The sequence below is a fragment of the Staphylococcus croceilyticus genome (genome assembly GCF_002902575.1).
Lineage (GTDB): Bacteria > Bacillota > Bacilli > Staphylococcales > Staphylococcaceae > Staphylococcus > Staphylococcus croceilyticus.
Window position 1 is genome coordinate 1 of record NZ_PPRD01000037.1, and the last position, 15526, is coordinate 15526.

The 15526-nt window shown below is 31.7% G+C and carries 18 protein-coding genes and 1 riboswitch; of the genes, 12 read left to right on the forward strand and 6 right to left on the reverse strand.

All coding sequences use genetic code 11. The features are described from left to right. Positions 1–659 precede the first annotated feature (659 nt). Positions 660–1496, forward strand: a complete 837-nt coding sequence (locus CD128_RS05870; RefSeq protein ID WP_103329104.1) for an aldo/keto reductase — start codon at positions 660–662, stop codon at positions 1494–1496. A gap of 69 nt (positions 1497–1565) precedes the next feature. Here the strand turns inward: CD128_RS05870 and CD128_RS05875 are convergent, their stop codons facing one another. The 3 genes from CD128_RS05875 to CD128_RS05885 all read right to left on the reverse strand — a co-directional run bounded on the left by CD128_RS05875 (position 1566) and on the right by CD128_RS05885 (position 2650). Beyond that, the gene (locus CD128_RS05875; protein WP_103329105.1) at positions 1566–1919 is read right to left on the reverse strand and encodes a fluoride efflux transporter FluC; all 354 of its coding nucleotides are present in this window, start codon (positions 1917–1919) and stop codon (positions 1566–1568) included. Next, complete coding sequence (crcB, locus tag CD128_RS05880) at positions 1916–2281, reverse strand: fluoride efflux transporter CrcB (RefSeq protein WP_103329106.1); 366 nt, start codon at positions 2279–2281, stop codon at positions 1916–1918. Before crcB ends, CD128_RS05875 begins: the two co-directional genes overlap by 4 nt. A gap of 63 nt (positions 2282–2344) precedes the next feature. Further along, on the reverse strand, positions 2345–2650 hold the full coding sequence (locus CD128_RS05885; RefSeq protein WP_103329107.1) for a hypothetical protein: 306 nt from the start codon (positions 2648–2650) through the stop codon (positions 2345–2347). Between the two features lie 270 nt (positions 2651–2920). Here CD128_RS05885 and CD128_RS05890 point away from each other — a divergent pair, with 270 nt between their 5' ends. Both CD128_RS05890 and CD128_RS05895 read left to right on the forward strand, forming a co-directional pair. Then, on the forward strand, positions 2921–3634 hold the full coding sequence (locus CD128_RS05890) for a transaldolase (RefSeq protein WP_103298655.1): 714 nt from the start codon (positions 2921–2923) through the stop codon (positions 3632–3634). A 157-nt stretch (positions 3635–3791) separates the two neighbouring features. Next, positions 3792–4241, forward strand: coding sequence for a hypothetical protein (locus tag CD128_RS05895; RefSeq protein ID WP_103329108.1), 450 nt, complete (start codon positions 3792–3794; stop codon positions 4239–4241). Here CD128_RS05895 and CD128_RS05900 read toward each other — a convergent pair. Together CD128_RS05900 and CD128_RS05905 are read right to left on the reverse strand one after the other, a co-directional pair. After that, positions 4225–4671 (reverse strand): competence protein ComK, encoded by a 447-nt coding sequence (locus tag CD128_RS05900; protein ID WP_103329109.1) that lies wholly within the window; start codon positions 4669–4671, stop codon positions 4225–4227. The two genes, CD128_RS05895 and CD128_RS05900, sit on opposite strands and share 17 nt — an antisense overlap. 1 nt (position 4672) lies before the next feature. Then, positions 4673–5152, reverse strand: coding sequence for a sigma-70 family RNA polymerase sigma factor (locus CD128_RS05905; RefSeq protein WP_167797489.1), 480 nt, complete (start codon positions 5150–5152; stop codon positions 4673–4675). Between the two features lie 209 nt (positions 5153–5361). Here CD128_RS05905 and CD128_RS05910 point away from each other — a divergent pair, with 209 nt between their 5' ends. The 7 genes from CD128_RS05910 (at position 5362) to ribH (ending at position 12234) form a co-directional block, all read left to right on the forward strand. Continuing rightward, a complete protein-coding gene (locus tag CD128_RS05910; protein ID WP_103298659.1) occupies positions 5362–5586 on the forward strand; it encodes a hypothetical protein in 225 nt (74 codons plus the stop codon). A gap of 231 nt (positions 5587–5817) precedes the next feature. Continuing rightward, positions 5818–6669 (forward strand): peptidoglycan release complex glucosaminidase SagB, encoded by an 852-nt coding sequence (sagB, locus tag CD128_RS05915; protein WP_103329111.1) that lies wholly within the window; start codon positions 5818–5820, stop codon positions 6667–6669. A gap of 291 nt (positions 6670–6960) precedes the next feature. Continuing rightward, complete coding sequence (locus CD128_RS05920; RefSeq protein WP_103329112.1) at positions 6961–8445, forward strand: FAD/NAD(P)-binding protein; 1485 nt, start codon at positions 6961–6963, stop codon at positions 8443–8445. A gap of 155 nt (positions 8446–8600) precedes the next feature. Next, positions 8601–8739, forward strand: a riboswitch (FMN riboswitch). 138 nt (positions 8740–8877) lie between these two features. Continuing rightward, on the forward strand, positions 8878–9921 hold the full coding sequence (gene ribD / locus CD128_RS05925; RefSeq protein ID WP_103329113.1) for a bifunctional diaminohydroxyphosphoribosylaminopyrimidine deaminase/5-amino-6-(5-phosphoribosylamino)uracil reductase RibD: 1044 nt from the start codon (positions 8878–8880) through the stop codon (positions 9919–9921). A gap of 7 nt (positions 9922–9928) precedes the next feature. Continuing rightward, complete coding sequence (locus CD128_RS05930) at positions 9929–10561, forward strand: riboflavin synthase (RefSeq protein ID WP_103329114.1); 633 nt, start codon at positions 9929–9931, stop codon at positions 10559–10561. A 19-nt stretch (positions 10562–10580) separates the two neighbouring features. Then, on the forward strand, positions 10581–11762 hold the full coding sequence (gene ribB / locus CD128_RS05935; RefSeq protein WP_103329115.1) for a 3,4-dihydroxy-2-butanone-4-phosphate synthase: 1182 nt from the start codon (positions 10581–10583) through the stop codon (positions 11760–11762). A gap of 13 nt (positions 11763–11775) precedes the next feature. Beyond that, positions 11776–12234 (forward strand): 6,7-dimethyl-8-ribityllumazine synthase, encoded by a 459-nt coding sequence (gene ribH / locus CD128_RS05940; protein ID WP_103329116.1) that lies wholly within the window; start codon positions 11776–11778, stop codon positions 12232–12234. Between the two features lie 461 nt (positions 12235–12695). Here the strand turns inward: ribH and CD128_RS05945 are convergent, their stop codons facing one another. Further along, positions 12696–13697, reverse strand: a complete 1002-nt coding sequence (locus tag CD128_RS05945; RefSeq protein WP_103329117.1) for a proline dehydrogenase family protein — start codon at positions 13695–13697, stop codon at positions 12696–12698. Positions 13698–13939: 242 nt separating this feature from the next. Between CD128_RS05945 and CD128_RS05950 the strand changes: the two genes are divergently transcribed. Next, positions 13940–14764, forward strand: a complete 825-nt coding sequence (locus CD128_RS05950) for an alpha/beta fold hydrolase (protein WP_103329118.1) — start codon at positions 13940–13942, stop codon at positions 14762–14764. 331 nt (positions 14765–15095) lie between these two features. Then, positions 15096–15515, forward strand: coding sequence for a transcriptional regulator, SarA/Rot family (locus CD128_RS05955; RefSeq protein ID WP_103329119.1), 420 nt, complete (start codon positions 15096–15098; stop codon positions 15513–15515). Positions 15516–15526: the final 11 nt, after the last annotated feature.

Consider the following 15526-nt stretch of genomic DNA (forward strand, 5'->3'; position numbering starts at 1 on the left):
GTCACACAACGTCATTCGTAGTTCATCTTTAGAATTTCTTACATAAGTGCATAGCACTTATGTTCATTAATAATCAACATAGGAGTCTACGCAACTACATTTCGTAATCTATCTTAGAACGCCTTACACAAGTGCATTTACACTTGTGTTCAATATGAAAAAAGCCAGGAGTCTTCACAACTTCACTTCGTAATCTACCTTAGAACTACTTACGTAAGTGTTTGAACACTTACGTTCATTAATAACTCTAAATCCCTCAGGCGTCGCTCAATTACGTGCCATTATCCATTTTAGAACTACTTACCTAAGTGCTATAGCACTTAGGTTCATTAACAGCACTGCTCCCCTAGGAGTCTACGCAACTACGTTTCGTTATCTATCTTAGAACTCCTTAAATAAGTTCACTCGCAATTGTTTTCAATAATATTTTTAACATAGTTATTATAACTACAATCAATAACTACTTAGTTTAGAACTTCTTACCTAAGTGTGTTGATATTCTTTTTAACAATGTTTTAAATTCTCTTAGGTGACACACTTTGTCATTATTATTTCTATTTGTGTATTAAGGTAAGGGGTTTTTGGGAATAAAATAATATCATCTTATACATAATACGTGTTATAAATAAATCATATGATAATTAGTGGGAGGTTCTATAATGGAAACAATTGAGTTTTTTAATGGACATCACATGCCTAAATTAGGACTTGGTACGTTCAGAGTTGAAAATGATGAAACATGTAAAGAGGCAGTAAAGCATGCAATTGAATCTGGATATCGTAGTATTGATACAGCTAAAGTGTATGGTAATGAGGAACAAGTTGGTTTAGGTATTAAAGAAGGACTTGAAGCAACTGGGTTAAGTCGTGAAGATATCTTTGTCACATCTAAGTTATATTTTGAAGACTTTGGACGTGAAAATGTGTCTCAAGCGTATGACACAAGTATCAAAAAATTAGGTCTTGATTATTTAGATTTATATTTAGTTCATTGGCCAGGTACGAATGAAGCAGTGATGATTGATACGTGGAAGGGTATGGAAGATTTATATAAAGATAGTAAAGTTAAAAATATTGGTGTAAGTAACTTCCAACCGGAACATCTTGAAGCGTTATTAGCGCAAGTGTCAATCAAACCTGTAATTAATCAAGTTGAATTTCATCCATATTTTACGCAAAATGAATTAAGAAAGTATTTGGATGCACAAAATATTTATATGGAATCATGGTCACCATTAATGAACGCTCAAATTTTAGATGATGAAACTTTAATAGAGATTGGTAAAGAAGTAGGTAAATCACCTGCACAAGTTATTATTCGTTGGAATATTCAACATGGTGTCATCGTGATTCCTAAATCAATCACACCTAGTCGAATTGAAGAAAATATTGAGGTGTTTGATTTTGAATTGTCTGAAGATCAAATGTCACGCATTGATAATTTAAATAAAGATAAAAGAGTAGGGCCAGATCCTAATACGTTTGAAGGACATTAAATCAAAAAGCTATTCGTTGACCGCTTCGTTTTGGTCAATGAATAGCTTTTAATTTTAAAAAGTGTAGGGCTAAAGAGTGTAACCTAGATAACAAGCTAAAAATCCTACAATAAATTGTAAAATTGTATAACTAATAAAATGCAGGGGTTTAAATTTAGGCGTTATAAAATTGACTAATTCATATGATAATGTTGAGAAAGTCGTTAAGCCACCTAAGAAACCAGTCGTAAAGAATAGGGTGAATGATGGATGATTAAGTGTAACGCCAAACGTTAATCCTATTAAAAAACTTCCAACAATATTTACTATTAGTGTTGCTATGGGTAATGGAGAAGGCCATTTGCTTTTCGTAAAGTCTGTTAACCAAGCTCTTACTACTGCGCCTAAACCGCCACCTAACATAATTAATAAGCCGTTAATCATTTATTACGACCCCCTAATTTGACCCCTATACCACATATTAAAATTCCCAATATGTAACTAATTAAAGCGTAACTAAATAATAATATAAAGGAATGGTAGTGGGACATTTTAACAAGTTCTAATTGAAATGTTGAAAATGTTGTTAAGGCGCCTAGAAATCCAGTTGTTAGTCCTTTTTTAAACATAGGATGGTCTTTAAAATATTGAATGGCTATAGTTGAAAGGTAACCCATGAGAAAGGCCCCAACTAAATTGGCAATTATTGTACCTGTAGGGAAGGTTGTGCCATCATTTAAAAAAGATATGAAATATCTAAGTAATGCACCAACCATTCCACCGATAAAGACAAAAATATATTGCATGAACTTTCACCTATAATTTAAAAATAGTTTGTTTAGAGAATAATCAGAATATCCACTAATTATTTATGAAAAAACACCAAATGTTGTAATTGATGCGAAAATATGGAACAGAATAACAACTAAAATAATAAATGGTAAAAGTTTAGTAGCCGTTCTTAGCTTACTTTTTTTGGAACTAAGATGTTTAATTGCTTTATCAGAGAATATTATAGAAGCAATTAAAATAACTACGTTGAGAACGCTACAAGCAATTAATAAATATTTTATTGATGTAATTTGTTTACTAAGTAATGGATTAAATGTATTAAAATAAAAACTTATAATTAATAATACTACGGAAATAATAAAGTATTTTTTAGATTTCGACATATTGAACCTCCTGTGCGACATCATTACATTATATTACCACATTTATAGAATTGGATACTAGCACGTTATAGTAGGGGAATTCATTTTCAAAAATAAGCAAAACATTCGCTAACAATCACCAAGAATGATATAAATAATTTATAATCATTTATCTATACGGAATAGAAAATAATAAATAAAGTTCATAACAAAATATACATATTTGAAATTTAAGTTCACGCTATAAATATATTTCTATATTCGTAAAAAATAATTTGGAGGAATAGTAAGATGACTAAACTTAATGTAGAAGTATTTGCGGATGGCGCAGATATCGAACAAATGAAAGCTGCATATAAAAATAAAGAAGTGGATGGTTTCACAACTAACCCTAGTTTAATGGCAAAAGCTGGCGTTACAGATTATAAAGCATTTGCTGAAGAAGCGGTTCGTGAAATTCCAGACGCATCTATATCATTCGAAGTGTTCTCAGATGATTTAGAAACAATGGAAAAAGAAGCTGAAATCTTAAAACAATATGGTGATAACGTATTTGTTAAAATTCCAATTGTAAATTCAAAAGGTGAATCAACAATTTCATTAATTAAAAAATTATCAGCAGACAACGTTCGTTTAAACGTGACTGCAGTATATACAATTGAACAAGTTAAAGAAATTACTGAAGCGGTAACTGCGGGTGTACCTACTTATATTTCAGTATTTGCTGGACGTATTGCAGACACAGGTGTTGATCCACTTCCATTAGTTAAAGAATCTGTTGAAGTGGCACACAGTAAAGAAGGCGTTAAATTATTATGGGCTAGTTGTCGTGAAACATTTAACGTTATCCAAGCAGACCAACTTGGTGTTGATATTATTACATGTCCAGCTGATGTTGTGAAAAAAGTAAACACTAACTTAGGACGTGACATCAATGAATTATCTGTAGACACTGTAAAAGGTTTCGCTAAAGATATTCAAAGTTCAGGATTATCAATTTTATAATTCTTAAATAAATGAAAAAGAGCGAACCAGAAATCTTATGTAATAAAATTGATTTCTGATTCGCTTCTTTTATTTTTAGAGAATAACATCTTGCTACCCTTCATAAACTCCGCTAAGATTTATGAGTGAGAGAGGAAAAGGAGAGAGACAACCAAGTATGAAACAAGCAGCCTTTGAACAAAAAGTAAAAAAACAATTATGGTTTTTGAATAAAAAAGAGAAAAGCTTACTTGATGCGCAACTTGCAACGCATAGTGAACAAGCAGATGAGTATAAATTTAATAAACCTGTGACGTATGCTAATACCTTTTTAAAGAAACATATTTTTAAAGAAAAAAGTACTTCAAGTACAAGAATATTCATTATGTTAATTGGTATGGTCATAGTATATGCATTATTATTAGGCTTATTCTTAGCCGGATTTATCACGAGTTTAACGGCAGTAAATTATTTCGTTAATCCTCAAATTTCTATGCCAGTCATTAATGTTATTTTAATTTTAATAGGTGCTATTTTATTAGCTTTAATCAGTTTATTATTAATTAAATCAGTGACAGCGCTATTTACTAAGAAATTGTTAGAGTACAAATTTAATAAAACGTCGTAGATTTTTGGACTAAATGAAATAAAAGTAGACTTTCTTGCCACTTCTTGTAAACCAACGTATAGGGTTCGTCGATTTTAAACTGGATTGAATTATCGAATGTTACGATAGTTCCGGTGCTTGTTGACGTTAATCCTATAATCGCTTGTGCATTCAAATAAACTTGTAAAGGTGCACGTTGTTGTTTTACTGGAAAGAGAATCACTTTATTAGAAATATATAATGGTACTAATTTATTAATTGCCAACAAACGTTTCGCTAATTTTACCTGTTGCGAATAAGATCGTTGATGTTGCTCTAAATAATAAATCAGTACCTTTTTTATTGGAAAAGGCAGTACCATGTCATAGGTCGTAAAGCAACACTTCGTCTTAAGCGAATTACCTAACATTGTTTGAATATATAATAAATGATATGAATTATGGGGCAACATGTTATACACCTTCATGATAATAAGATTGTAATTTATTAAAAGTTGAGGATTTATATTTTTTAATAGTTGTAGTAGAAACACCCATTAACTTAGCAATTTCATATTGTTTATAACCTTGTATATATAAGTTGAGCCAAGTGTACTCGTGTGGACGAAGAAGAGGTTGCATATCTTGTAGATAATTGAAAAGAAAGGGGTTATTAATAGAATTTAAAGAAGAATTTATCTCAGAAGTTTCAATGTCGACAGTTTCAAGTTTAAACTTTTCTCGTCTGAAAAGGTCGATAAGATAGAATTTTAAACGAGTATATAAAAATGAGTTAAGTGTTATAGAGGAAGTTGAATCATAGGCAAGAGATAATTGCCATAATTTTATTAAAAGTAATTGGTAAAATTCATCATAATTATACTTTATACGGTATTGTTTTAACAAATAATGAATAATTTTATAGTGATTGGCGTAAATTTCTTCAAAATTCAATGTGTACGATTTAAACTCCTTAGTTATGTACATACATAAATTAATTTTCCGGATAAGTAGAGATTAATATAGTCACAGTGAATTATCATTTGCGTAATTTAAAAAATAGGTGTTAAATAGTAAACATAGAATGACAAAATATATCAAAATGTTGTATTAAACTGTTCATTAGAACAAAATTCGACATTTAATCAGTGGGAGGTATGAAGTTGGATTACGCACATTTAAATCTTGAACACTTCTTTGCGAGAAATGATGATTTAGATATTATTAGAGATCGTTCTGAATTTGTGATGATTAATAATTTCACTAATGAAATGATGTACCGTGATGGTGAAGTGGAAGGCACAATCGATTTGAACCAATATTATTATAAGAATAGATCACAAGCTGCGAGTTTCATTATGATGGATTACCGTAATGAGAATAAATAATTTTTATATAGATTGATTTAGATAACTAACAAATTATATATAGATGAGTGAAGTAATGGAATTCTGCTTATTTCATTACTTTTTATTTTGTTAAGTTTCATTTTGATTACTGTTATTTTATGAATTTGTAACATTGCAATTATAAAATTGTTTAACGGTAGTAATAATGTTAAACTTTTTATCATGAAACAGATTAAGTAAGATTAAAAGAATGACCTAAGAGGTGTGAATATGACGAAGCACAAGAAGGGCTCTATAATAGGACTTGTAGGGTTGCTCATTGTTTTAGTAGTAGCTGGTTTCGTCTTCTTTTCAATGATTTCTGATCAGATTTTTTTCAAAAATGTTGATGAAGAAGAAAGTGTGGAGCATTTAAATGTTACATTAGATAAAGCTGCTGAAAAGCAAATCGATAACTATACAAGCCAACAAGTATCTACTAAAAGCAACAATGCTTGGAGAGATGCTTCAGCGAGTGAAATAAAAGCTGCAATGGATAGTAGTAAATTTATTGATGACGACAAACAAAAATATCAATTTTTAGATTTATCAAAATATCAAGGTATTGATGAGAATCGTATCAAACGTATGTTATTTGATAGACCTACATTATTAAAACATACTGATGCTTTCGTTAATGCTGCTAAAGAAAAACATGTAAACGAAGTTTATTTAATTTCACATGCGTTATTAGAAACAGGTTCAGTTAAAAGTGATTTAGCTAAAGGCGTCGAAATTGACGGTAAGAAGTATTATAACTTTTACGGCGTAGGTGCTTTAGATGAAGATCCTATTAAAACTGGTTCAGAATACGCTAAAAAACATGGCTGGGATACACCTGAGAAAGCTATTAGAGGTGGCGCAGATTTCATTCATCAACATTATTTATCACATAGCGATCAAAACACACTTTATAGTATGAGATGGAATCCAAAAAATCCTGGTGAACACCAATACGCTACAGATATTAAATGGGCTGAAAATAACGCTGAAATTATTGCTGATTTCTATAAAGAAATGAAAACTGAAGGTAAATACTTCAAACTTTATGTATATAAAGATGATACTAAACATCAAAAATGATAAAAAATTAAACCAGCATACACAATTTGTTAAACTATTGTGTATGCTGGTTTTTATCATATTGAAAGTTATTCAGCCTTATTTTTTCGATTCAACCAAGAAAAAGCAATCACAAATACTAGGGCAACTTTAAGTAAAAATTTCATATCATTTCACCTCAAATTGATTCTATCATATCTTATAATGGTTAGAAGTAATTAGAATTGGCTATACTTGAATAAGACTATTAATTTAAGACATTGATATAATACAATTATGTATTGAATGAGAGAGATAGAAGGATGATGTTAAATGCGTGTAGCAATAATAGGAATGGGAACAGCTGGCGTCAGTGTTTTACGACAGTTAGTTAAAAATGAAGACTTCAAGAAATTGAAGGTAGATGTCTATGATAATGAAGTCAATATGGGTCAAGGTGTGCCATTTCAAAACGATAGTAGTCAACTCTTGATTAATTTACCTACTAAAAATATGAGTTTAAATTTAGATGATGACGAAGAATTCTGGAAATGGTATCAAAACCAAAATGAATTTAAATTTGATAATCCTAAATATTTACCAAGATTTGTCTTCGGTCATTATATGAGATCATATTTATCAGATTATGCAGCTATGTATAATAATTTAAACATTATTAATAAACAAGTACATGAAATATTTACTAACTCTGATGTTGACGAAACAACATTGAAATATTATGTTTGTACGTCTGAAGATATGTCACAATGGAAAGAATATGATTATATTTTTCTAACGATTGGAACTTTTTCATATCATGACCCTTATGGTTTAAAAGGGAAACAAGGATACATACAAACGCCATATCCAACATATCATACATTAGATGAAGTGAAAGAAACGGATGATATTGCGATAGTTGGTACGGGGTTAGCGAGTTTAGATGTAGTCCGCTATGTCACTTCGCATCATCCTAAATTACCAATAACTATGACAAGTAGATCGGCTAATTTACCTAGCGTAAGAGGAAATATAGTAGAGATTGATTTCAAATATTTAACGAAAGAAAAGTTCAATGAAATTAAAACAGAACATTACGGAAATGTGCCGTTAGAAAAAGCATTTGAATTATTTAAATTAGAATGTGAATTATATGATGTTGACTTAGATAAAATGGTTCATCGAAGAACAGGTGATACGATTAAAGATTTACAATTTGACTTAGATCGACCTGATGAAATAGGCGTCTTTCAAAGTATCATTGAAAATGTTAAAGAAAACCTAAATTGGATATGGAATAGTTTCAGTCGTAGTGATCAAAAAGAATTTGATAAACGTTTTACTAAAATTATTCAATTAAATTCTAACCCGATGCCTCCACGAACAGCCCGATTAATCATTGATTTAATTAATAATGATTCTTTAATCATAAAAAAAGGTTTAGAAGATATTAAATATGAGGATAATTTATTTAACTTGAAATTTAAAGATGAAGCGGAAGTCCATCAATATAATGTAGTGATTAATTCTACTGGTTCTAAAACACACTTATCAGATTTAGATGAAGATGATCAACTTGTATTAAATCTTGAGAATCGCCAAATTGTTCAAGCTCATCCTATGGGTGGTATTCAAATTATTCCAGAAACTAATCAAGTGATTAGTCCGCGATATGGCACATTGCATAATATGATTGCGATTGGTCAAGTCACAAATGGAGTTAATAAGTTGCGTAATGGTGTTAAAATGATTGTGACTCAAGCGGTAAGTGCTGTGAATTATCTATATGAAGTACAAAGCGAATTTGATCATGAATAATCATAGAGTTACACCGAATGTTGAAAAAGGCTACATTTAGTGACTAAATCGCCTTTGATACAGTGTTTCTTTGTTTGTAATTTTCTAAAAATAAGCGTATGATGAGATGTGTAGTAATTAACTACATTAACTCTTAAGTTATCACAATTTCATAGTAATTCTTTCGGGGCAGGGTGTGATTCCCAACCGGCAGTAATTTAAGCCTGCGACCTGCTTATAGCTGAGAAGTTATAGGTGGCTGATCTAGTGAGAATCTAGAGCCGACAGTAATAGTCTGGATGGGAGAAAGAATGAAGACGCGCTATTGATAGAATAGACGTTTATTTAAATATGGATAGTTTACTGTTAGTAGTAAGCTTATTTAACTATACATGTATCTCCCTATGCCTGAATGAAGATTTTAGGCGTAGGGTTTTTTATTGAGGTGATAATTTGAGTAATTTTATGCAATATGCAATTCAACTTGCGCAAATGGTGGACGGACAAACTGGTGTTAATCCTCCGGTAGGTTCAGTAGTTGTAAATGATGGTCGTATAGTAGGCCTTGGTGCTCATTTAAAGCAAGGCGATAAACATGCCGAAGTTCAAGCTTTAAATATGGCGCAAGAGAAGGCTAAAGGCGGCACTATTTATATTTCGTTAGAACCTTGTACGCATTATGGTTCAACGCCACCATGTGTAAATAAAATTATTGAATTTAAACTAAGTAAAGTCATTTATGCAGTGAAAGATACCACGTTACCCTCTGAAGGAGACAAGATTTTACAAGATGCTGGTATTGAAGTTGAGTATCAACCTTCAGATGAAGCTGCGATGCTTTATAAAGACTTTTTCAAAGCGAAAGAAAGTAAAATTCCTGAAATCACTTTAAAAGTTTCCACGTCCTTGGATGGCAAACAAGCAACCGATAATGCTCAAAGCCAATGGATAACGAACAAACATGTGAAGCAAGATGTCTATCAATTGAGACATTCACATGATGCCGTGTTAACAGGTAATGGAACAGTTGAAGCAGATAATCCACAATATACAACGCGAATTCAAGATGGTAAACATCCAATTCGAATCGTATTGTCGAAAAGTGGCGATATCGATTTCTCAAAACAAATGTTCCAAGATAGCTTTAGTGATATTTGGATTTATACAGAAAATCAAACGCTTAGCAGTCCATCTGAACATATTAAAATTATAAATTTAACTGAATGTAAGTTAGCAAACATCTTAGCTGATATATATGACAAAGGTGTTGGAAAGCTACTTGTAGAGGCAGGTCCTCATGTTACTTCAGAATTTCTCCAAACTAATTATGTTAATCAACTTATTATTTATTATGCCCCGATAATAATAGGTGGTTCCGGTCAATATCAGTTCTATCAAACAGATGAAGTAATTGATTTAAACGAAGCCACTCAATTTGAAATCATTTCTACAGAGTTAATTCACCAAAATATTAAAATGACATTGCGAAAGAAGTGAAGTAAATATGTTTACAGGTATTGTTGAAGAGATAGGTACTATAAAAAACATTCGTACGCAACAGTCTGTTAAAACGTTAGATATCGCATGTCATCGCATTTTAGAGGATATGCACATCGGCGACTCAATTAGTGTCAATGGCGCATGTTTAACGGTTATAGATTTCCACAGTAATTATTTTTCCGTGCAAGTTATTAAAGGAACTGAAAATAAAACTTATTTATCAAATATAAAACTAAATGATGAAGTGAATTTAGAACGTGCTATGGCAGGTAATGGACGTTTTGGCGGACATTTTGTCTTAGGTCATGTAGATGAGGTAGGTACAATTTCACAAGTGAATGAAACACCAAATTCACGTATTGTGACGATTAAAGCGCCATCTCATACTATTAAACAAATGGTTAAACAGGGTTCTATCACGGTGGATGGCGTGAGTCTGACGGTATTTGATTTGCGTAATGATAGTTTCGATATACATTTAATTCCTGAAACAAGACGTTCAACAATTCTTTCCTCTAAAAAGATAGGCGATAATGTGCATTTAGAAACAGACGTACTTTTTAAATATGTAGAGAATATCGTGAAATCCAAAGATTCAGATTTAACAATTGATAAATTGAAAGCATTTGGTTTTTAGGAGTTTAGGAGGGCATAATATGAAGTTTGATGACATCAACGTAGCGCTTGAAGCTTTGAAACAAGGCGAAAGTATTATCGTAGTGGATGATGAAGACCGTGAAAATGAAGGCGACTTAATTGCAGTTACAGAATGGATGAAAGATGACACGATTAATTTTATGGCTCAACATGGTCGAGGATTAATTTGCGCACCTATAAGTAAAGAGATTGCGAATCGTTTAAATCTTGTATCAATGGTTAACAATAATACTGATGATTACGGAACGAACTTTACTGTAAGCGTGGACCATGTGACAACATCAACAGGTATTAGTGCATTTGATCGCATGGCTACTGCCCGTGCCTTAATTAATCCAGAATCTACATCGGAAAGCTTTAATAGACCTGGGCACCTTTTCCCTTTAATTGCTAAAGATAAAGGTGTATTAGAGAGAATGGGACACACAGAAGCGGCTGTCGATTTAGCCGTTTTAACTGGTGCGCAACCCGCAGGCGTCATTTGTGAAATTATGAATGATGATGGCACAATGGCGAAAGGTCAAGATTTAGTAGCTTTTAAGGAAAAGCATCAATTAAAAATGATTACAATCGAAAGTTTAGTTGAATATCGTAAAAAAAGAGCGAATGATGTTGAACTAAAAGCACATGTGAATATGCCAACAGATAATGGCGACTTCGAGATGTATGGTTTTCAATCATCATTGTCAGATGAAGAAATTGTTGTTCTTGCAAAAGGAGAACCACGTAGTACTGAAAATGTAAGAATTCATTCTGCATGTTTAACAGGAGATATCTTCCATAGTCAACGCTGTGACTGTGGTGCCCAGTTAGAAGCGGCTATGAATTACATTAATGAGCATGGTGGTTTAATTATTTATCTTCCTCAAGAAGGAAGAGGGATTGGCTTAATCAACAAATTGCGCGCTTATGAACTGATTGAACAAGGTCATGATACAGTAACTGCCAATTTAGCATTAGGCTTCGATGAAGATTTACGCGATTACCACATTGCAGCTCGTATTCTTAACTATTTTAATGTGCAACAAGTTAATTTATTAAGTAATAATCCTAAGAAATTTGAAGGGTTAGAAGAGTATGGTATTAAAGTAGCTGACCGTACGGAAATTATAGTTCCGGAAACAGCACACAATCATGATTATATGACAACAAAAAAATTGAAAATGGGACATTTAATTTAGGAGGAGATTTAACATGAATTTTGAAGGTAAATTAGTAGGTACAGATTTAAACATTGCGGTAGTCGTAAGCAGATTTAATGATTTTATTACAGGTCGTCTTTTAGATGGCGCGCAAGATACATTAATTAGACATGGCGTTGATGAAAATAATATCGATGTGGCTTATGTACCAGGCGCATTTGAAATTCCTTTAGTAGCGAAAAAGTTAGCTCAAAAAGGTGAATATGATGCGGTTATTACACTTGGTTGTGTCATTAGAGGGGCTACGTCACACTATGATTATGTATGTAATGAAGTGGCGAAAGGGGTATCTAAAGCTAACGATGTTACTGATACGCCAGTTATTTTTGGTGTTTTAACAACTGAAAGTATTGAGCAAGCGGTTGAACGTGCAGGTACTAAAGCAGGTAACAAAGGTGCCGAAGCGGCGGTTAGTGCGATTGAAATGGCTAACTTACTTAAACAATTTTAATTTGATGAACATTTACGTGTTTAAGTTGCGACGCTTTCTTGCGGGAAAGGCTTAAGCCTGTAGTCTTATAAAGTCGTTCTTAGATAGATATTCACTCACTTAAGTTGAGATGCTTGCCTAGGGGGCTGGGTCGAGCCTTGGTCTCGACACACATCCTGCTCCCTCAGGCGTCACTCAACTACGTTTCGTTATTATCTTAGAACTATTTATGCAAGTGCATGCGCACTTGTGTTCAGTATAAAAAACGCCAAGAGTCGCGCATGTCATTCGTTATTCATCTTAGAACTACTTATGTTTGTCAAATTACTAAATTACGGACTCAAAAAATAATAAATCTAATTTTTAATAATTAAATACTTAAAAAAATTGGGCACTTCGTTCGATTTAATGGAAATCATTAAATTAACGAGGTGCCTTATGTATTAGAATTAAAACATAGCTAATATTTTAATTCTTAATCTTTATTTTCTTAGTAATTTTGTAGCTCCTGATAAGATAGCTAAGCTACCAATACCAATTGCACTAGCTAGACCAACTTTTTTCAAAGTTTCTGTAGAAATAAATTCTTGATAAGCTAACGCTAAGTTTTGCGGGCGTTCTGCAAGTCGGCGCATGAAATAACCGAACCAATCATTGCCGTATGGTACATATATTGTGAAGTGATAACCTTCTCTAGCAATTTCTTCCGCTAATTCACTACGGAAACCATATAACATTTGGAATTCAAAATTATCTTTATCAATGTGATGATCTTTTGCAAATTGTTTAACATGATTAATAATCTTATCGTCATGTGTTGCAATAGAAGTGAAGTTTCTAGCATTAAGTAAACGTTTCTCAATAAGTCTAATATAATTCGCATCAATTTCTTCTTTTGTTTGATATGCGATATCTTCTTCTTCTTTATATGCGCCTTTAACTAAACGTAGACGTAAGTAAGGATATTTATCAAGTAAATCACTAGCATCATATAAGTATGCTTGAATGACTGTACCAACATTTTTAAATTCACCTTTTAATCTATCAAGGACTTCGATAATTTGTTGTAAGCTTTGATATTTTTCAGTATCAATATTGATATGCATTTTATCAAATTCGTCTGCTTTTAAAAGGATTTCTCTTAAATTTTCATAAGCTAAATTTAAATCAAATTCTGCGCCTAGAGAACTTATTTTAACAGACATGTGAGCATCAACATTATAGTCTTTGACTGCTTGCATAACTTCAAGAATTTCATTTTTAGCTTGGTTAGCCTCAGCTTCAGTACCTACAAATTCTCCTAAGTTATCTACAGTGACTTCAATATTTTTGTCATTTAATCTTTCAATTGTATCTATAAGTTGTTCAATTGTATTACCTGCAACGACTTTATCTGCACCCATGCGAGGTCCAAGTCTTTTAGCTGTTTCGTTCAAATAAGTACTATTAGATAAAGCGATAAAAAAATCTCTGAAAAGTGACATTTTAATTCCTCCATTACCCACAAATCGTTTATTTATATTTAGTTTAGCATGAAAATCATAGTCGAGAAAGCGTTTTCAATTATCAGAAAAGTATTTCTAATGTATATTTACACTTATATTTATTTTATAACTAAAAATATTTAAATTAAAGACACTTCGAAGATGGGTAGCAAATACCAATCATAATGAATTATCTGATATAATATTGTTGTTGGAATTTAAGTATGAAGGGATTAATAGATATGTGGAAGTGGGAAACAGAACAAGACGCTAAAGGCGTAGTAGTCATAGTACATAATATTTTAGAACATACAGGACGTTATGCGTATGTTATTACAATGTTAAGACGCAATGGCTATCATGTGATTATGGGAGATTTGCCAGGACAAGGTCAAACCTCACGTATCAATAAAGGCCATTTGAAAAGTTTCAATGTTTATCACGAAAGCGTCTTAGAATGGGTTAAAATTGCGAATGAATATAAATTACCTACATTTGTCATGGGGGTAGGTTTAGGTGGACTTATTTTATTAAATCTTTTAGAAAAAAACGATGTGCCAATTGAAGGAATGTTATTATTATCGCCAATGCTCGAATTACAAAAAAATAATAAAACCCGTAAAAATATGTTCATTTCTAATATTGGAAAAGGTTCTAAAGATGCTCGCTTTAAATTAGGTATTGATTATAGTGATTTAACACGTAATGATGAAGTTATTGAAGAAACTAAACAGGATGGTTTAATACTTAAAAAGGTTACTTACAAATGGTATAACATCATTATTGAGACAATGAAGGATACATTGCAACATATTCAAGATATAAAACCACTTCCAACATTATTAATGTATGGTACAGAAGATAAATTATTAGACACGCATTCAATCGTTGAAGTGAAACAACAACTTGCTACGACTGAATTTTACTATAAAGCTTGGAAAGGGCTTTATCATGAAATTCATAATGAACCAGAACGTGACCAAGTTATGCGTTATGTCTTAACTTTTTTAAATAATAGTGTGAATACTATGGGATTTATTGTAAAAGAAGAGATTGAAGACATTTAAATAGTAGGGAAGATTCAGGATCATCAACCTTTGTGAAACAAAGAAGGGGAGGTCCTGATTTTTTTTATGAAAAATTCCGCACTTTATAAGTTTAAAACTTCATAATGAATGTTGAATAAAATTAGGAGAATTGGTATATTTTAATTGGATAAATTTATAAAATTTTATTGAAATTGCATGTTTAAAAGTTTGTAGTTTTATATAAAAAACAAACATTTTTACATATAGATTTAAGAGTATTATTAAGCATAAATCAAGAGTATTATGGCTACTTATCAGGGTTAGAAGTGTCAAGATCGTATCATGAATTTAAAGAGATAGGGTTATTAACATGAAGGAGGGGGTTGCCTTGACTAATAAAGCTAATGAAAATGTAACGATGATATTGCAATTAGAGGAATTGTGTAAAGAAATTAATTCTGTATTCAAGGTCATCTATGAAAATTACGACTTAACAAAAGAAGAAGTTTTAATTTTGTTAACGTTATGGGATAAGGGACCTATGACATTAAAGGAAATGGATAGCTACGTTAGCATTAAAGCGTATAAAAGAACGCGTACTTACAATAATTTAGTTCATTCTGAGTGGATATATAAAGAACGTCCTTTAGATGACGAGCGTACAGTAATTATTCATTTTAATGAGAATAAAAAAGAAGACAAAGTTGAATTACTTAATTTTATTACTAATAATATTAAAAAAAGATATCAATTATTCGAAGAAAGTCTAAAATCATTAATGGAAGTTTAATTAAATAAACG